This is a genomic window from Chitinophaga sp. CB10, assembly GCA_001870995.2.
Taxonomy (GTDB): Bacteria; Bacteroidota; Bacteroidia; order Chitinophagales; family Chitinophagaceae; genus Chitinophaga.
The window spans coordinates 31,437-49,180 of sequence record MLAV02000002.1; the positions used below are offsets into that span (position 1 = coordinate 31,437).

Below are 17,744 nucleotides of genomic sequence, written 5' to 3' on the forward strand. Positions count from 1 at the left end.
TTTCTTAACCCCTTCAGAAGAATATAGGAATCAATATGTTACAACATATATCATGATAACTTCACTCGCCCCGGTTATCCAGTGCAGGGCCGTGGTCATAACTAAACACCCTGGCTACCTTCCATTGCCCGTCCTTCAGCAGCCAAAGCATTTCGAAGCGGGATTTTCCATCCGCATATTCCGGCTTGCCGTCTTCTGTAATATAAAATACATGCATACCCGTTACCAGGGCGCCGTACACTTCGTGGTTGTTTTCCAGCAAAAAGACTTTCACCGTGCCAGGTATCGCTGCCCTTCTCAACTTAAAATGCTCCCTGTTGCTGCAGAGATTTTCCCTGATGGAGGCGGCCAGCGGATCAATGCCGGTAAGGCTGCCGCCCTTGTCATGATAAAACTCCACGTCGTCCGCCAGCAGGCCGTGGAAGCGCGCTATATCACAGGTATTATACGCTTGCCAGAAGAGGCTGTCCAGCCGCGTTACCACGGGCGTCACATATTTTTCCGGGAGCTGTGCAGCGCTGATAATACTGGTAAAAAGTAAACATATGCAGGTAATAAGGGTACGCATGTTTGTAGTTTTCCCGGAGGGTTGCAGAAACAGTACCACAATGCCAGAAAACTCAAAAACCCATAACAGCAAAGGGTTACAGGGATTTTACCCATCCGGGAAGGCCCGCGGTTTTTGTTCAATAACGGACAATATTGTCCGCAAATAAAAAAGACCACCTTCTTTCAGGAAGGTGATCTTTACCGAAACTGATGATTGAGTAACTACTTATTTCTGGAAGAATAATTTTTTGGGCGCTTCCGCCGTCAGCTCGCAACGCAGGGTAGCATTGCCGTTGAGCAGCTTCGTGATTTCGCCGGCGCCTTCCACTACAGAGCAAACGCTGAAGTGTTCATCTTCAATGCGGGCAACCACGATTTTACCGATGGTACGCTTGCGGTTGATCTTTCTACCTTCCACGTTTACCTCCACATTTTCATAAACTTTAAACTCGTCCCCTTCCCGGAGGTCCACTGCATGGCCGGCAGTGAGCAATACCCTGGATGCGTCGCCGTAAGTATTTTTCTCTTCAATGGAAGCGATGGTAGCCGTCAGTTTGAAGTTATCCTTAATGAATTTATCCAAACGGTTGCGGGTACCCAGGAGGGCATCGTTAAAGGCGTTCTTCCCTTTCCCGATGTTATTGAAGTTGCCGGATGCCACCAGGTCGCCGGTATTTACATCCAGTACCTTCACGTTGAAAATGATTTCCGCCTGCGGCGTAACGGTGGTGCCCAGCACGGGTACCTTGGACTGCTTCTGGTCTTCCATGACGCTGACCACATTGCCGATCAGCAGGTACTGCGCTTTCAGCTCCCGCATGGCGGTCAGGCTGGCGCTTTCAGAAGCCTGGTTCTTCACATTCTCCATTTCTCCGCGCTCTACAAGGTCGAACCGCCTGGTACGCAGGAAGGCGTCTTCCACGGTGTTCTGTATGGCGGACTGGTAAGTGGCGCTGTCGTTACCCTTGAATGTAACGCCGATCACCGGCTTGTTCTGGGCAAAGGCGCAGGAAGTAAACAGTAAAGCTATGGCGGTAATAATGTTCTTCTTCATGTTGGATAGGCACGATTTTTTAAAAATTCCTCTCGTTGCTAGGCGCTAATTTTTTTTCAGGTAGCAAATCTAGCTCAAAAAACGTATAGCCTCATCAGTTATTATACCGCTTTCTAAAAGATGGCTGCGTTTGTTTCAATTTTAACAAGTATTTAAGATCAGCATGCTTTGAAACGCAGGCCATGCTGCTGGAGCGCCTCCCGCATCAGCGGCAGGGAAGCCTTGCCCATGCCGTGCAGCGCCAGGATCTCTTTTTCCGAATACTTCGCGAGCTTTTGAGGGGTGGTAACGCCGATGCTTTCCAATGCCCGCCGCGCGGGGTTGGAGAGCTTCGGGATAAAGAAACCGTTACCGGCAGCGGCTTTCTTTTTCGCCGTTTTGGATGCATTTTCCTGCACGCGGAAGGCCGTGATGCGGGCTACCAGTTCCAGGGGCAGGGGCTCGTCCAGCGGGAACTGGATGGTGCCTTTGGAGGTAGCATACTGCTGTAATTCCTTTTCAAACTTTTCGATCCCCGACGGCGTGGGGAAGAAGCTGATGTGGCGGTCGTAGCCGCCGAAGTGAACGAGGTTGCCATTGTACACGAAGGTAGGAATGCCATAGGCTATTTTTTCAGTGGCTTCAGGAGCGGCTTTTTTGATGGTCTGCCGCAATTGTTTCAGCAGCTTTTGGGTAGCTGCGGGGAAGGTGGAAATATAAGCGTCGATGGTAGTGATGTTATTCTTTTCCATGGGTGCTGTTATTTGTCGTAAAGTTACGGGGAAGGCGGCAATGGAAACGGGTGCTGTTGCGACATTAACGGGGATAAACACGACGGTCCCGAGCGGCCCCTGCATTTATTCAGGTACGATGATTGATGCGGGGAGGATATGCCTTCTACCGTAGTGGCACATTTCAGCTATTTGCCGGAAGCGGCGACCCTGCGCGTCATCTATGTTTCCGGAAAGGTATATGACTACCTGCATGTACCCCTGCACGTGTATGAGGAAATGAAGCAGGCTTTCAGCAAGGGTACTTATCTCAACAAAAACATCAAGGGGAAGTATGCGTACCGGCAGGTGAAATAGCCTGGCGATACACCTTTATGAGGTGCGACCTGAGGGAATCCGCCACCGGCTGCGGTTTACCGTCCGGCAGCAGCGTGATCACCCGGGAAGGCTGCACCGGCATATGGCAGTTCACGCATTGCTGCTGCAGTAATTCCGGCGCCATTTCCTTGCTGGTGCAGAATTTTGCGGTGGCCGGCTGATGGCAGCTGAGGCACTGGTAATTGTAAGTCTGCAGGTTGCTGCGGTTATCCTCGTGGGGGTTGTGGCAGGTATTGCAGGTCAGCTGGTTGGAGGCCCGGTAGCATTTACTCGCCGTCAGCAGCTGGTACTGGTTGCCGTGTACATCGTTGGAATGCCTTTCGCTGCCGGTGGCCAGGTAATCGGCCATGATGAAGTCGGACAGCTTATCCCCCGGCCTGAACGCAAACAGGGAACGTTGCGGGGTTTTGAGGCCGGCGTGGCATACGGCGCACATATCCACCTGTTGCTGCCGGGTGAGGGCCCCTATACGCGCGATATGCTGCGCTGATTTTTCCTTCGGATGGTTTGTGTGAAAATCCGCGTGTTCCCTGGCGGGGCCGTGGCAACGCTCGCAGTTGATGCCGTACATCACTTCATTTTCCGCGAAGGTTTCCACCTGCCGCATGCCTTCGAAGGCGGTTTCATATTTCACGTAGGAGCTGTGGCAGGAAAAGCAGTCCGCCGGTACCACACGGCCAAAATACGGCTGGGTGGCCGGAAAGCCGGGGCTGTTGGCCCAACTGTGCACCTGTGTGAAATAGGATATCGGCAGTTGGTAGTATTTTTTTTCTTTGTAGGAAAGATATGTCTGCGCCTTACGTCCCTGGCCCATCGTCACCGCAAAATTAGCTTTCTCCATCGGTCTGCCATCGCGGTAAGCCTGCTGATATAGCTGCGAGCCCTCCTTTACCATTTGAACAGTTGCCCCTCCCGGAAAGGAAAACTGGTTGGCAGGCGCGATAAAACTCCCGAGTACGGAATGCTCGTCCGCCCGGGCGCTGGCAAAAAAATGCGCGGAGCCGCGGTGCTTTTCAAACTCCGGGCGGTGGCAGCTTTTACAGGCATCATCCCCCGCGTAGGCAGGGCCGCGCGGATCGGGGTTGGTACCAACGCATTGCGACAGGATGGTAACCAGCAGCACTAACAAAGTCAGGAGGTAAAGGAGACGCTTGGGCATAAAGAAAAATACGTTGCGCAAGATACAATGATAAGGATAAAAATTTTCCAGGGACGGGCAGGCGACCTGAAAGTGGCATTAGATCTCTCTATACAAAAAATAAATAACATAGATATAATAGATACCTGTAAATGCCCGATGCCTTATATTTGTTGTAGATGAAATTATTACTCATAGAAGACGAACCTGCTGTAGTATCTGTTATTACCCGCGGCCTCACGGAAGCCGGGTACGAGGTAAGCGTGGCGCCTGACGGCGCCAGCGGGTTACGCATGGCTTTGGACAACCCCATTTTTTCCCTGATCATCCTGGACGTGATGTTGCCCGCGCTGAACGGCATCGAAGTGTGCAAGGCGATCCGCAGGGAAGAAATTGCGACCCCGATATTAATGCTGACGGCACTGGGCACAACGGAAAACATTGTGATGGGGCTGGACAGCGGCGCGGACGATTACCTCGTGAAACCTTTCAAGCTGCAGGAGCTGGAAGCCCGCATCCGCAGCCTGCTGCGGCGTAAGAGCGGGGTTGCCGCGCCGGTGGTAAATACGCCCGTGCTGCAAATGGGCAACCTGATGCTGAATACCGACACGAAAGCCGCCACCAGGGCCGGCAGCGACATACAGTTAACCGCCACCGAATACCGTTTGCTGGAATACCTGCTGCGCAATCCGCGCAAAGTGTTATCCCGCATGGAAATCCTGGAACAGGTATGGGGCATTGATTTTAATATGAATACGAAAGTAGTGGATGTGTACATCAACTACCTGCGGAAAAAATTGAATAAAAACGGCCAGCCGGAACTGATACAAACCGTTACCGGACTGGGTTACATGCTAAAGGACAACAACCTGGATGAAGATACGCCATAAAATATTGCTTGCATTTGCAGGGCTTACGATTTCCACCATTGTGATTATGGGCGGGCTGGTGTACTATTTTGCCAACCAGCATTCCTTTGAGGATTTCTACAAGCGCCTGGAAATACGCGCGTACCTGGCGGCGAAAGCCACGCTTCCGTATTATGAGTCCGATGCCGTTATTTATAACGAGATCCGCGAGGAGCACCTGGAAAAGCTGCCCGCTGAAAAAGAGTATTTCCTGAAGGTGGACAGTACAGGCGTTGTGCAAAAGAATACGGACCTGGACCTGCCTGCCTCCTTTTATAACACCGTGCTGACGCAGCACCTGGCCACCCACCGGGAGGGCAACCGGTTTTATGAAGGGGTGTTGTATAAGTCCAAACAGGGGCTGTACGTGGTGATTGTAAGCGCGATCAACCAATACAGCCAGGAGTATATGGCCTGGCTGCAAAAGTTCCTGTTGATCTGTTTTATTATTTCCTCTGTTATCCTGCTTGGGGTGGGCGTGTTTTTTAGCCGCCTCACGTTACAGCCTATACGCCATATTATGAACCAGGTAAAGAGCATCAGCTCCCGGAACCTGCACCTGCGGCTGAATATGGACAACAGCGGCGACGAGCTGAACGAGCTGGCCGCCACGTTCAACAATATGCTGGACCGGCTGGAAACTGCTTTTGAAACGCAGAATAACTTTGTCAGCAATGCATCCCATGAGCTGAGTACTCCGCTCACGGCCATCATCGGCGAGGCGGAGCTGGCCCTCAGTAAGGACAGGAGCCCTGAGAGTTATAAGAAAGCGATGCAAAGCATCCTGACGGAAGCTGGCAGGCTCGAGCATATCACCAAGAGCCTGCTCCACCTGGCGCAGACAGGCTTTGACGGCATGAAGCCCCAGTGGCAGGCCGTACGTACGGATGAACTGCTGTTCACCGTTAAGGACACCATTGATAAATTAATCCCCGGCAGCCAGGTAAACATTGACTACAGCCTGTTTCCGGAGGAGGAGGAAAAGCTGACGGTCAATGGTAACGAGCAGTTGCTGGAGCTGGCGTTGAGTAATATTGTGATGAATGCCTGCAAATATTCGAATAACAAGCCGGTGTCCATCGCGCTTGCGGCGACGGACAAGAAGGTGATCATCATTGTAAAGGACCAGGGTATCGGCATTCCGCAGCAGGATATTCCTTATATATTTTCCCCCTTCTTCCGGGCATCCAACACCGGTGAATTCAAGGGTTACGGCATAGGGTTACCGCTGGCGATGAACATCATCCGTATGCACAAGGGGGACATCATTGTGCAGAGCCAGGTAAACGTCGGAACCGAGATCAGGGTTGAGTTACCGCTGTAAGCGCCCCGTTTCTTACCGTTTTCTTACCACATTCTTACCACCTTTTAACCGCCCTCTTACCGCGTTCTAATGGTACGCTCATAGTTTTGTATCATAAATACAACAGCTATGAAAAATGTACTTATTCCTACTGACTTTTCCATACGTTCTCTTGGTTATGTACACAACGTAGTATCCCAGTACCCGGACGAGCTGGTGAATGTGATTTTCGTGCATGCGTTACGTATGCCTGACTCGATTTTTGACCTGGTGACCTTTACGCGTAATAGCAGGCATGTAGAGCTGATCACGGCTGATTTCAAAGATGGTTGCGAGATCATCCGCAATAAATATGCTTCCAGTATTAACCAGTTGAAAGTGGAATTTTTCCATGGGGATACGGGTGTTGCATTTAAGAACTTCTGCCTGGCGAACAATATTGACGTGATTGTGGAACCTACGGACCTGGAATATAAAGCGCCGAGCAAACGTAGTTACAATCCCGCGAAGCTGATCAGCAAGGCTAAATTACCGAAGCTGGCGGCCACTTTACCGGGAAGCAGGAAAGTAGTGGTAAAGGCGACTATTTCATCGCTGTTGCTTGCATCTGAATAATTAAAACAGTGTGTTATGCTGCTAAGAAAGAACATCCCATTTGGTTATGTATTCGGGAAAATTAAGTACGAGATAATGGTGGTAGCAGTTTACAGCATGTTTATCAACATCCTCTACTACCAATTCAATCTTAAGAATATAAGTATTCCTATAGCGGTGCCGATGGTATTGGGCACGGTATTGTCGTTGCTGCTGGCGTTCAGGAGCAACCAGGCCTACGACCGCTGGTGGGAAGCGCGATCCATCTGGGGCGCGATAGTAAATGATTCACGTTCTCTGTCCAGACAGATTTTAACTTTAACGGCCACGGCTTATCCATCAGAAGAATTAGAGCATTTCAGGGAACGTTTTATAAAGCGGCAGGCAGCCTGGTGTCATAGTCTGGGCCAGTCGTTGCGCAAAACCGATCCATTAAAGGGTTTGGAGCGGTTGGTAACGCGGCGGGAATTGAACTATGTGATGAAGTATGATAATGTGCCGGCTGCGCTGTTGCTTTTACACGGTAAGGATATCAAGACGGCGCTGGAAAACGAGTGGATCAACAGTTACCAGCAGGTAGCGCTGGACACGACGCTGAACCGGCTTTGCGACGCGATGGGTAAGTGCGAGCGTATCAAGAACACGGTATTCCCGGCTACTTATAGTCTTTACACGCATTTTACGGTATTGTTTTTCATCCTGCTGTTACCGTTTGCCCTGATTGATTCATTAGGGTTTATGGAAATACCGCTGGTGATAGCGATTGCCTCCTCTTTCCTGCTGATTGAGCGCATGGGTATCAGTTTACAGGACCCCTTTGAGGGCAAGCCAACGGATACGCCGATGACGACGATTGCCAGGACGATAGAGCGCGACCTGCGGCAGATGCTGCACGAGCAGACGCAGGAAGAGCAGCAGGAAGAGATTTTAGCAGAACGACCAACTTACTATGTATTATAGCCAGACAATTTGTGCAAGGCAACAAATTATAGCGTTAAATAACGACCCCGGTTTTCACCGGGGTCTGTTTTTTTAGGGTGGGTTAAAATTAATTTGGATATTTAAAATTTTTAGTTCTATATTTGCAACCCCAACGGAAAGGATCGGTAGTTCAGTTGGTTAGAATGCCGCCCTGTCACGGCGGAGGTCGCGGGTTCGAGTCCCGTCCGGTCCGCGAAGAAGCCTGCGCTGAGCGCGGGCTTTTTTATTTGGTCAACTTCCTTCCTTTATCTTTGCGGACAGTGCTGAATTATTTTCTGAGATTATACTCTTTGAAGAATTTTTATAAACCCTATTGGCCAGTCGTCTTGAGGTCCAAAGCTAATTTTGTTCACCAGGAATCACTGATGAATTTGCAAACATTTCCATTTTTATTATATTGCAATACGTGAAATGTGAATTGTTAATTCCCATCTCCCTCCTTCTTCACATGAAACTGACAATGGACAATTATTTTCTCACTTAATTCATTGTTTACACGCTATGAAATTCGAGTACTTCAAAAACATTGATCTCAATGATCCGTTCTTCGATTCGCTAAAAGCTGATTATATTGAATTTAGCAAGTGGTTTGAGATGAAATCCACCGGAGATGCCCAGGCCTATACATCGTATGATACAGCAGGGCGCATACAGGGCTTTCTTTATTTAAAGAAAGAAAATGCAGCATTGACGGACATTACACCTGCACTGCCTGAGAAAACACGACTGAAAGTAGGCACTTTTAAAATCACCCCACATGGCACCAAAATGGGTGAACGATTTATCAAAAAGATTTTTGACTATGCCGTGGTTACAGGTATCCGCGAGATATATGTAACAATTTTTCCCAAGCATGCACATCTCATTTCATTGCTCAGCAAATATGGCTTTAGAAAGGTGGCGGAAAAGTCAACTGCCAACGGAACTGAAGATGTATTGTTGAAAGATATGACTGCTGTTACCAATAGTATCTATCTGAACTATCCTTTAATATCTGTATCACGGGCCAGGAAATTCCTGCTGGCAATAAAACCAGAGTATCACACAGAATTATTTCCGGACTCAAAACTATTTGGCGAAAAGTATGAATTGATCCAGGACATTTCACATACCAATAGCATTCATAAAGTGTACTTGTGCGCAATAGAATCCGTTAAAATCCTAACCCCCGGAGATTTACTGGTAATTTACCGGACATCGGATCAACAGGGAGCAGCCTATTATAGATCTGTGGCATCATCTATTTGTACTGTTGAAGAAGTACTTACCAGAAATAACTTCAATGATATAGAGGAATATTTGAAGTACTGCCAGGCGCATAGTATCTTTAGCAAAGAGATTCTGGAAGGCATGTATAAAAGTTACAAGCCATTGTATATCATTAAAATGACTTATAATGCAGCGTTAACAAAGCGCCTTAACAGAGCAACCCTGATAAACGAAATCGGGCTGGATGCCGGACAATATTGGGGTTTCTTTGAGTTAACCCATCCACAATTCAACAACATCTTACAAAAAGGAGAAGTCAATGAAAATATTATTATCGATTAAACCAGAATACGTCGAAAAGATCTTCAGCGGAGAAAAAAAATTCGAATACCGCAAATCGATATTTATCAACAAAGACATAAAAAATATCGTTGTTTATTCCACTATGCCGGTGGGCAAAATTGTAGGAGAATTTACCATAGAGGAAATCCTGCATAACAGCCCTGAAATTATATGGTCGGAAACGAAGGAATTTTCAGGCGTTAAAAAAGAATTTTACAATAGCTACTTTGAAGGAAGGTCTTCGGCTTTTGCGATTAAAATCAGTAATCCGGTGCTGTACAAAAAGCCTATCGACCCTAAGAAAAAATACAAATCTTTTGTTGCGCCACAGTCTTTCAAATACCTGAACTAAACTATTCTACCGGTGCCGGTTTTGAAAAAGAACCGGCGCAATACCAGTAATTACCTTAAACTGCCATTGCAGGATACCCGCCGCTCATTTATCTGCTGGTATCCTGCAATGGCTTTTGTATAATTATCAAAGAACCCGGCAGTTCGCCACAGCCGGGCCTCTACGGATCATCAATCCTTCAACCCCAAATACGCCTTCACCTGCGCATAATCATTCCAATCCACCCCCGTCCGCGCATGCACCCCACCAGGGATAATTACATACCGGTACTGCAACGTCTTCACACCATTCTGCACATACGTTCCGGCATCCACGTTAGAGGAAAACTGTATGCCCTGGTCATATGCAATAAACCGGATAATAACGCCGTATTCATCTACATAAGGCAAAGGCGTGATAACCGGATCAGCAGCTGAACTCAGGTTCACATATACCTTTACGTCCGCTGTTGCCAACAGGGACTTGGTAAGTTTCGGGGCATCAATACCGCCAAAATATCCCAGCGTATCCAGCTTACCGTTAATAGTAACTGTATCCGGCAGGAAATCCACATCCAGCCAGTTGGAGTAGATTACATTGGCAGTACCGGTATCGCCTTTAGGACCAGCAGGGCCGGCAGGGCCCGGAGCGCCGTTTTGCCCATTCGCACCCGGAGGGCCGGCAGGACCAACAGAACCTTCTTTGCTACAGGAAGTAATGAATAAAGCAGCAGCGCCTGAGAAGAGGCATAGTAAGAACAAACGGGATATTCTTTTCATAAAATTTGAATTTGGGATATGAAGGTTATTAATTCGCAATAGGGACTATTAACATCTTTCGGTTGATAAGGGCTACCCTTCCCTTAAAATAGCAATTGTTTTCCTCATATTTTAAATTTTCTTCAACTTTTTGATAGGCGGATTTTCAAGTGGCATTCTTTCTGTATTCCTACCGGTATGATTACCATAGAACAACTCTCGGATCCGGTAGCGGTAGCCAGGTCGGTAAAGCTCCGGTATGTGAAGTCGGATGCGCCGGGTATCACCCGCGTACGCAGCGGCAACAGTTTCCGCTACCTCGATCCGCAGGGCCGGCCCGTTACCGATGAGGCTACCCTGGAGCGTATCCGTAAACTGGTGCTGCCTCCCGCCTGGGAAAACGTCTGGATCTGCACCTGGCCCAACGGCCACCTGCAGGCCACCGGCATCGATGCAAAAGGCCGGAAACAATACCGCTACCACAACGCCTGGGCCGAGGTCAGGAACGAAACCAAGTACTTCCGCCTGCAGCAATTCGGGGAAAACCTCCCCGCCATCCGCAGAAAAGTAGAGGAAGACCTCCGCCGCACCGGCCTGCCAAAGGAAAAAGTAATCGCCATCGCGCTGATGGTCATGGAAGAAACGCTGATACGGGTCGGAAATACCGGCTACGAAAAGCTTTACGGCTCGCACGGACTCACCACCCTGCGGAACAAACACGTGAAAATCACGGGCGGCAAGGCTTTCTTTCGCTTCAAAGGAAAAAAAGGCGTGGAACATAAAATAGAACTAAGAGATGCCACCCTGGCCCGGCTCCTTAAAAAAGTCCAGGACATCCCCGGGCAAAGCCTTTTTCAATATTATGGAGAAGATGGAAGCCATCACCACCTCGATTCCGGGGAAGTGAACGATTATATCAAAGGGTGCTGCGCAGAGCAGGAGTTTACCTGTAAGGACTTCCGCACCTGGGCAGGCACCGTGCATGCGTTTAACCTCCTGGCCGACCTGGAGCCCTTCGAAACCATCACCGCCTGCCGCAAAAACATTGTGACAATAATAGACAGTGTAGCCAACAAACTGGGGAATACCCGCGCCGTTTGCAAGAAATACTATATCCATCCCATGCTGCTCACCCAATACGAAGACGGCTCCCTCGAACCCTGGCTGAAAAAACTCAAAGCCCAACGGAACAAACCCAGCAACAACGGCCTGCACTCCGATGAAAAGGTGCTGCTGCAATACCTCCGTGAAATGTCCTTACAAAAATAAAGACGCAGAAGGGAGAGAGCCGCCGGCCCCCTCCCCTCTAAAACCTACAACCTGTGTATCGTTACGCTTCGCTGTATTTACCTTTATTCATCGCAAAGAACAGCGTTACCAGTACCATCACCAATGGATAGGATACTTCCGCAAAAGGCGCATTACCCGCAATTTTCAGGATAGTAGCCATAATCATCGTGAATAATAAAGCTATCGCCAACGGGCGTACGAAGAAACCGCTGATCAGCGCCAGCCCGCCCAACAGCTCCGCCAGCGTAGCCAGCAAGCCCCAGAACACCGGCCAGAACGAAATGCCGACAAACTTCATCGTACCGCCTAAAAATTCCCATACCTGCGGACCACCAAATACCTTCATTATTCCGAAAATCGCGAAAAATACGCCAATGCCTATACGAAAAATTAAAAATGCCAGTTTGTTGTTGCTACCCATACTTTTAGTTTGTTTTAATTTGATGATGCAAAACTAATATGCCCCCACCGTTCCCGGGATGGACAAAAATCAGTATGTATTGGACTTTTTTTCCAGGATGCACACCGGAAATAAAATTTTTTGCAACATTGTTGCATTTAACTATTTTTGCCGGAAAGCAATCTTTACGCCATGCAGGACATTATCTATGACGCTATTATCGTCGGAGGCAGCTACGCCGGCCTCTCGGCAGCCATGGCCCTGGCCAGATCCAGGCGGACAATTCTCGTGATCGACGGCGGCCAGCCGGCTAACCGGTTCACCCCGCATTCGCATAATATGATTACACTGGATGGAGCCGTACCGGCGGATATCAACAGGAAAGCCAAAGCGCAGGTACTGGCCTACCCCACCGTTACCTTCGTTACAGATATAGCCACCAACGCGGAACGCGCACCCCACGGGTTTAACGTTTCCACAAAAAATAACCAGCAATACAAAAGCAAAAAACTGGTGCTGGCCACCGGCTGGAAAGATGAAATGCCGGATATCCCCGGCTTTGCCGACTGCTGGGGCATCAGCATACTGCACTGCCCCTATTGCCACGGGTACGAAGTGAAAGACCAACCCACCGGCATCATCGCCAGCGGAGAAATGGGGTATGAATTTGTAAAAATGATCAGCAACTGGACCAATCAGCTGACCGTCTTTTCCAACGGCCCGCACCACTTTACGGAAGAGCAGCTGGCAAAGCTTGAACAGCACAGCATACCCGTCATATCGACTGCCGTTAAAGCCGTGCTGCATGAGCAAGGTAGGCTGCAAAAAATACTGCTTGCCGACGGGAGCCAACACGCTATCACCGCGCTCTACGCCCGCCCTGCCATGCTGCAGCAAAGCGAAATTCCGCAGCAGCTGGGACTGGAAATTACAGAGCAGGGCGTCCTGCAAACAGATATGATGCAACGGACTTCCGTTCCCGGCGTATATGCCTGCGGGGATGTTACCACCATGGGCAGGTCCGTCGCCAACGCTATTGCCAGCGGCGGCGTTGCCGGCGCCATGCTTAATAAGGAATTGATCGCGGACGCCTGGTAAAGGCAAATCCCGGTAACAGCGCTCACAGGATAAACGCGCCTGCTAACCAGGAACCACAAAAGAGGAACGCCTGGTAACCAAAATTCTCAGAAGAGAAACACCCGGCCGTTAAAAATCAAAAAAGAAAAATACCAGCGCCGCCCACTCCTTCTTCACACCGGAAGCATGCCCGATGGTACTGTACGACTTGTTCTGCACCCGGCCATCATCCTTGATGTAGCCAATAGTGGTGTAACTGCTGTTCTGTACAGTACCGTCGTTTTTCACATACCCCACCGTAGAATGGCTCCCATCCTGGATCCTGCCATCTGAGATATAACCAATAGTCTGGTAATGCGCATTCTGCACCGTTCCATTGCCGGTAATGCGCCCCACCATTGTATAACTGCTGTTCTTGATCGTACCATCGCTGCTGATGGTGTATTTGGTCGTATAATCGCCGGATTTAATTGTTTGCGCACGCAACATGCCGCTGCACACAACAAGCATTATGATGAGGATAAACTTTTTCATAAGTATATTGTATCAAAATTGAAATTGGTTTCTTAACCTAAGTTATGCATTTATGGACCTCCAACAACTCAGAAAAGATACGCCGGGATGCAGCAATGTCATCCATCTCAATAACGCCGGGGCTTCCCTGATCCCGCAGCAGGTCTTGCACGCCATGCAGGATTATCTTGTACAGGAAACCGACTTCGGCGGCTATGAAACGGCGGACAAATATGCGCCGGCCATTGCGGCATTCTATGATCAGGCCGCTACCCTGCTCAACACCAGGAGCGGCAACATCGCATACACCACCAACGCCACGGACGCTTACAACCTGGCGCTTTCCGCCATCCCCTTTAAAAAGGATGATGTAGTGCTGCTTTCCGAAAATGATTATCCTTCTAACTTCATCACCCTGTTGTCATTGCAGAAACGTTTTGGCATCCGGCTGGAACTGGTGCGGAACACCGCTTCCGGGGAGATTGACCTGGACGACCTGGAGCAAAAAATCAAACAACACCATCCCGTACTGGTTTCCGTTACGCATGTGCCCACCAGCTCCGGGCTCGTGCAGCCCGCCGCAGCCATCGGGGAAATCACGCACCGGCTGGATACCCTCTTCCTGCTGGATGCCTGCCAGTCGCTCGGCCAGCTGCCCGTTGATGCACTCGCTATCAAAGCGGATTTTATCAGTGGCACCATGCGGAAATTTTTACGCGGCCCGCGTGGGGCAGGATTGCTCTACGTGTCCGACAAAGCGCTGCACGCAGGCCTGGAACCGTTAATGCCGGATATGCGCGGGGCCGACTGGACCTCCACTTTTACTTACCAGCCAAGGCTGGATGCTAAAAGATTTGAGTTATGGGAGAAGAATTACATGTCCGTCATCGGTAGCGCTACGGCCTTGAAATACGCTAACGATATCGGTCTGCCGGCCATTGCCATGCGTAACGACACGCTTTGTCATTTCCTCCGGAAAGAGCTATCAACCGTGCCGGGTGTTCAACTCATGGACAGGGGAGCGCATCCCTGCAGTATCGTCACCTTTGCGGTACAGGGCCGCTCGGAAACAGGCGCGAAACAATTTTTCAGGGACCGGGGCATCAATATTCACACCACGCCCAAACAGTCCGCCATACTGGACTTCCAGGAGAAAGGAATCGACTGGGTAATGCGGGTATCGCCACATTATTACAACGTGGAAGAAGAACTGGAAAGATTTATTGAAGTGCTGCGGGAATGGTAACGCCTACTTTTTATGGGCGCGCCACCAATCCATGATCGCTTCCATTCTCTCCTCCGTACTGCGGTCTTCCCTTAACTGCAATACAGGCGCAGTTTGCTTTGCCAGCCACGCCTCATGCGCAGCCAGCGTCCTGTTGGCAATGCCGGTATTGTGATCATAATCTGCGGCCCATGCAAGGAAGGCGTCGAACCTTTCTTTCATGGCCGCATCGGTATCCAGCAGGCTGCCGTAGCGCTCATATTCGCGCTGCCGCAGCCTCGGCATACGGATCTCCGCCGGCAACCATAAAAAAACGATGAGGTCAAACGGCGGGAATACCCCATCTCCCCAATCAACCACCGAACCTCCCAACACCCACGAGGGCGCTGCATGCAACTCGCGGGATATCATCGCATTCCGTTCTGCAGGCGCTCTCTTTTCCGAAAATGGCGGTACGGTCGCCTGCCAGAAGTAGAGATCACTGTCGAAATAAGGTACATCAAGATAGCGGGCCATCGCCTTTCCCAGCGTAGTTACACCTGTACCGGCGGCCCCGAAAATATGGAGTTTCATACTGTAAAAATGCGTATTTATGCGTAAGCTGAAGGAACCTGTTTTGAAATTTCCCTAAAAAGCCGGAACTTTCCTTCGTTGTTCGACCCCCATGACCCCAAAATTATTGTAACCTCAAATATATCCTTATGTCAAGAAGTAAGATCATCGCAGTAGCTGCCGCTGAAAAGGGCAATACTGAAACGCCTCCCGGCAGTAACCGCACCAAATACGGCAAATGGTACGGACTGGACGGATACGCCTGGTGCGCCATTTTCGTGAGCTATGTGTACGACAAAGCCGGCCACCCGCTGGAACCGATCGACAGCCCCAAAGGCTTCCAGGGCTGCCAGTCCGGCTACAACTACTGGAAAAAAAATAACCGCCTCGTAACTTCCCCGCAGGAAGGCGATATCGTGCTGTACGACTGGACAGGCAAAGGCGTCTGCAATCATACCGGCATTTTCGTAAAATGGCTGAACGCCGAACGGACCAGCTTCCAGGCCTGGGAAGGCAACACCGCTACCGGCAACGATAGCGATGGCGGCAACGTAATGCTGCGCACCCGCAATAAAAGCTCCGTGAGAGCCTTTGTAAAACCTTTTGCGCTGGATAAGGAACCAGATATCCCCGCGCCCGTGTATTTGCTCAAAAAAGGAGATCGCGGCAGCGATGTGATCACCCTGCAAAAACTGCTCTTCGACCTCAAATACCAGATCACTGTAGACGGTATCTTCGGCGAGGAAACCAAAGGCATCATCGAAAAATTCCAGCAGAAAAATAAGCTGGCAGTAACGGGAAAAGTAGACACTCAGCTCCTGGGATTGCTGCAGGAAGCCGCTACAAAGCCGCCGGTGAGCGAAACGAAGATTACAACGGGATCGTATATACGAAAAGGAGATAGCGGCGAAGTAGTATTGCTGATTCAGCAGGCCCTGAATAAAAAAGGCGCCTCGCCCGCGATTGCCGCCAGCGGCGTGTTTGAAGCGACCACCCTCGCGGCGGTGAAGCAATTCCAGCAAAAGAACGGGCTGGATGCAGATGGCGTCGTAGGGCCGCAAACATTTAAAGCGCTGGGCCTTACCAACGTATAAATCATTATGCCGGAAGCGCGATGCATACTATGCTTCGCGCTTCCGGAACTTTTTGGAAACGATTAATTCGCTTCCGCATATTTTTTGAAGTTATCCAGGATAGCCTGCCAGCCGGTCTGCTGCATCTCAACCGGGTTTTGCCCTTCCGCTTCAAACTGCGTAGTAACGGTAGTGCCGTTGCCAGCCGGCACAAAAGTCACCTGCACTTTACGGCCATCGCCCAACACATATCCGATTTCTTTTTCCTTATCCACTTTAGTGTACTCGCCGCCGAAATCAAAGGAGAAGCTGCCATCTTTTGCGGCCATCGTGTATTTAAACTGTCCGCCTACACGAAGATCATTTTCCGCATGGGGCGTGTGCCAATCCTCCGATGCGTTGTTCCATTTCACTACATGCTCAGGGGTGTTGTAAAGTTCCCAAACTTTGGATACAGGGGCGTTAACGGTGCTTTGAACAGTAAGAACGGTTTTTTCTGCGGTGTTCATACGATGTAATTTTTTTGAATGTTGATATGTTTTGTACTTACGATGCAAACTTACGGCGTTTACCCAATTTCCGGAGTGGCGGAGCGCGACAATAGAGAGGGTAATTCCGACAAAAAATAAATAAATATTGCCGATATTAGCGAAAAGACCACCACCATGCTAACTGAACCTGAAGCCGTCGCTGAGCAGGAGAAATTAAGACAGCAAGTCATCACTGAAAACCGGCTCCCACAGCCAATCCGCTACATCGCAGGCGCAGATGTGGAATACGATAAAGATTCCAACCTGATTGCAGGCGCTATCGCCGTTTTACACTATGATACGCTGGAAGTGGCCGCAGTAGCCACGCATGTCATGGAGGTCACTTTCCCCTATATACCGGGCCTGTTCTCCTTCAGGGAGATGCCGCCTTTACTGGCAGCCTGGGAAAAACTGAACCTGCACCCGGATGTCATCATCTGCGATGGCCACGGGGCCGCGCATCCCCGCCGCTTTGGCCTGGCTTCGCACCTGGGCGTTACCCTGAACGTTCCTGCCATCGGGTGTGGAAAAACAAGGCTGTATGGCCATTTTGAAGAACCCGGCGCAAGGAGGGGCAGCATATCGCCCCTGCTGTCAGAAGACGATCAGCAGCAGATTGGCAACGCCTTACGCACGCAGGATAATATCAACCCGGTATTTGTATCGGTAGGGCATATGGTATCGCTGGATACCGCCACAGCCATCGTGCTGGAAATGGCGCGGCTCTACCGCCTGCCGGAAACTACCAGGATTGCAGATCACCATGGCCGGCTGGCAATGGATGCCTATAAAGCAAAAAATCCGCTCTAAGGCGGATTTTTTTATATTG

Annotated in this window: 21 protein-coding genes and 1 tRNA gene; 13 read left to right on the plus strand and 9 right to left on the minus strand. The window is 49.8% G+C overall.

Features of this window, described 5'->3' with window-relative positions:
* Positions 1 to 61: 61 nt before the first annotated feature.
* The 3 genes from BOC67_RS03435 to BOC67_RS03445 form a co-directional block, all read right to left on the minus strand.
* A complete protein-coding gene (locus BOC67_RS03435) occupies positions 62 to 568 on the minus strand; it encodes a nuclear transport factor 2 family protein (protein ID WP_291907285.1) in 507 nt (168 codons plus the stop codon).
* A gap of 207 nt (positions 569 to 775) precedes the next feature.
* Complete coding sequence (locus tag BOC67_RS03440; protein ID WP_291907287.1) at positions 776 to 1,603, minus strand: CsgG/HfaB family protein; 828 nt, start codon at positions 1,601 to 1,603, stop codon at positions 776 to 778.
* Between the two features lie 158 nt (positions 1,604 to 1,761).
* Positions 1,762 to 2,334: a DUF1801 domain-containing protein gene (locus BOC67_RS03445; protein ID WP_291907289.1), complete on the minus strand. Its 573-nt coding sequence runs from the start codon at positions 2,332 to 2,334 to the stop codon at positions 1,762 to 1,764.
* Positions 2,335 to 2,472: 138 nt separating this feature from the next.
* Here BOC67_RS03445 and BOC67_RS03450 point away from each other — a divergent pair, with 138 nt between their 5' ends.
* Positions 2,473 to 2,670 (plus strand): KTSC domain-containing protein, encoded by a 198-nt coding sequence (locus tag BOC67_RS03450; protein ID WP_291907291.1) that lies wholly within the window; start codon positions 2,473 to 2,475, stop codon positions 2,668 to 2,670.
* On the opposite strand, the gene BOC67_RS03455 is transcribed toward BOC67_RS03450, so the two are convergent.
* Positions 2,636 to 3,850, minus strand: a complete 1,215-nt coding sequence (locus BOC67_RS03455) for a multiheme c-type cytochrome (protein WP_291907293.1) — start codon at positions 3,848 to 3,850, stop codon at positions 2,636 to 2,638. The genes BOC67_RS03450 and BOC67_RS03455 overlap by 35 nt on opposite strands.
* 158 nt (positions 3,851 to 4,008) lie before the next feature.
* Here BOC67_RS03455 and BOC67_RS03460 point away from each other — a divergent pair, with 158 nt between their 5' ends.
* From BOC67_RS03460 to BOC67_RS03490, 7 genes are all read left to right on the plus strand, one after another.
* On the plus strand, positions 4,009 to 4,719 hold the full coding sequence (locus tag BOC67_RS03460) for a response regulator transcription factor (RefSeq protein WP_291907296.1): 711 nt from the start codon (positions 4,009 to 4,011) through the stop codon (positions 4,717 to 4,719).
* Positions 4,703 to 6,061, plus strand: a complete 1,359-nt coding sequence (locus tag BOC67_RS03465; protein ID WP_291907298.1) for a HAMP domain-containing sensor histidine kinase — start codon at positions 4,703 to 4,705, stop codon at positions 6,059 to 6,061. The genes BOC67_RS03460 and BOC67_RS03465 overlap by 17 nt, the downstream gene beginning before the upstream one ends.
* Positions 6,062 to 6,169: 108 nt before the next feature.
* Positions 6,170 to 6,655 (plus strand): hypothetical protein, encoded by a 486-nt coding sequence (locus BOC67_RS03470; RefSeq protein ID WP_291907299.1) that lies wholly within the window; start codon positions 6,170 to 6,172, stop codon positions 6,653 to 6,655.
* A gap of 15 nt (positions 6,656 to 6,670) precedes the next feature.
* On the plus strand, positions 6,671 to 7,594 hold the full coding sequence (locus BOC67_RS03475) for a bestrophin family protein (RefSeq protein ID WP_291907301.1): 924 nt from the start codon (positions 6,671 to 6,673) through the stop codon (positions 7,592 to 7,594).
* Between the two features lie 140 nt (positions 7,595 to 7,734).
* Positions 7,735 to 7,808, plus strand: a tRNA-Asp gene (locus tag BOC67_RS03480).
* 308 nt (positions 7,809 to 8,116) lie between these two features.
* Complete coding sequence (locus tag BOC67_RS03485) at positions 8,117 to 9,166, plus strand: hypothetical protein (protein ID WP_291907304.1); 1,050 nt, start codon at positions 8,117 to 8,119, stop codon at positions 9,164 to 9,166.
* Positions 9,144 to 9,518, plus strand: a complete 375-nt coding sequence (locus BOC67_RS03490) for an ASCH domain-containing protein (protein WP_291907307.1) — start codon at positions 9,144 to 9,146, stop codon at positions 9,516 to 9,518. The genes BOC67_RS03485 and BOC67_RS03490 overlap by 23 nt, the downstream gene beginning before the upstream one ends.
* A 170-nt stretch (positions 9,519 to 9,688) precedes the next feature.
* Here the strand turns inward: BOC67_RS03490 and BOC67_RS03495 are convergent, their stop codons facing one another.
* Positions 9,689 to 10,276, minus strand: coding sequence for a hypothetical protein (locus BOC67_RS03495; protein ID WP_291907309.1), 588 nt, complete (start codon positions 10,274 to 10,276; stop codon positions 9,689 to 9,691).
* Between the two features lie 177 nt (positions 10,277 to 10,453).
* On the opposite strand from BOC67_RS03495, the gene BOC67_RS03500 reads away from it, so the two are divergent.
* A complete protein-coding gene (locus tag BOC67_RS03500; protein WP_291907312.1) occupies positions 10,454 to 11,524 on the plus strand; it encodes a DNA topoisomerase IB in 1,071 nt (356 codons plus the stop codon).
* Positions 11,525 to 11,585: 61 nt separating this feature from the next.
* Here the strand turns inward: BOC67_RS03500 and BOC67_RS03505 are convergent, their stop codons facing one another.
* A complete protein-coding gene (locus BOC67_RS03505) occupies positions 11,586 to 11,966 on the minus strand; it encodes a DoxX family membrane protein (RefSeq protein WP_291907315.1) in 381 nt (126 codons plus the stop codon).
* A gap of 171 nt (positions 11,967 to 12,137) precedes the next feature.
* Here BOC67_RS03505 and BOC67_RS03510 point away from each other — a divergent pair, with 171 nt between their 5' ends.
* The gene (locus BOC67_RS03510) at positions 12,138 to 13,043 is read left to right on the plus strand and encodes an NAD(P)/FAD-dependent oxidoreductase (RefSeq protein ID WP_291907318.1); all 906 of its coding nucleotides are present in this window, start codon (positions 12,138 to 12,140) and stop codon (positions 13,041 to 13,043) included.
* A gap of 108 nt (positions 13,044 to 13,151) precedes the next feature.
* On the opposite strand, the gene BOC67_RS03515 is transcribed toward BOC67_RS03510, so the two are convergent.
* Complete coding sequence (locus BOC67_RS03515) at positions 13,152 to 13,556, minus strand: 5-fold beta-flower protein (protein ID WP_291907321.1); 405 nt, start codon at positions 13,554 to 13,556, stop codon at positions 13,152 to 13,154.
* 52 nt (positions 13,557 to 13,608) lie between these two features.
* Here BOC67_RS03515 and BOC67_RS03520 point away from each other — a divergent pair, with 52 nt between their 5' ends.
* Complete coding sequence (locus tag BOC67_RS03520; RefSeq protein ID WP_291907322.1) at positions 13,609 to 14,781, plus strand: aminotransferase class V-fold PLP-dependent enzyme; 1,173 nt, start codon at positions 13,609 to 13,611, stop codon at positions 14,779 to 14,781.
* A gap of 3 nt (positions 14,782 to 14,784) precedes the next feature.
* Here the strand turns inward: BOC67_RS03520 and BOC67_RS03525 are convergent, their stop codons facing one another.
* Positions 14,785 to 15,333: a hypothetical protein gene (locus tag BOC67_RS03525; protein WP_291907324.1), complete on the minus strand. Its 549-nt coding sequence runs from the start codon at positions 15,331 to 15,333 to the stop codon at positions 14,785 to 14,787.
* 128 nt (positions 15,334 to 15,461) lie between these two features.
* Here BOC67_RS03525 and BOC67_RS03530 point away from each other — a divergent pair, with 128 nt between their 5' ends.
* On the plus strand, positions 15,462 to 16,406 hold the full coding sequence (locus tag BOC67_RS03530; protein ID WP_291907326.1) for a peptidoglycan-binding protein: 945 nt from the start codon (positions 15,462 to 15,464) through the stop codon (positions 16,404 to 16,406).
* 62 nt (positions 16,407 to 16,468) lie between these two features.
* On the opposite strand, the gene BOC67_RS03535 is transcribed toward BOC67_RS03530, so the two are convergent.
* Entirely contained in the window at positions 16,469 to 16,894 is a 426-nt protein-coding gene (locus BOC67_RS03535; RefSeq protein ID WP_291907327.1) for an SRPBCC family protein, read from the minus strand.
* A 156-nt stretch (positions 16,895 to 17,050) separates the two neighbouring features.
* Here BOC67_RS03535 and nfi point away from each other — a divergent pair, with 156 nt between their 5' ends.
* On the plus strand, positions 17,051 to 17,725 hold the full coding sequence (gene nfi, locus BOC67_RS03540; RefSeq protein ID WP_291907329.1) for a deoxyribonuclease V: 675 nt from the start codon (positions 17,051 to 17,053) through the stop codon (positions 17,723 to 17,725).
* Positions 17,726 to 17,744 lie beyond the last annotated feature (19 nt).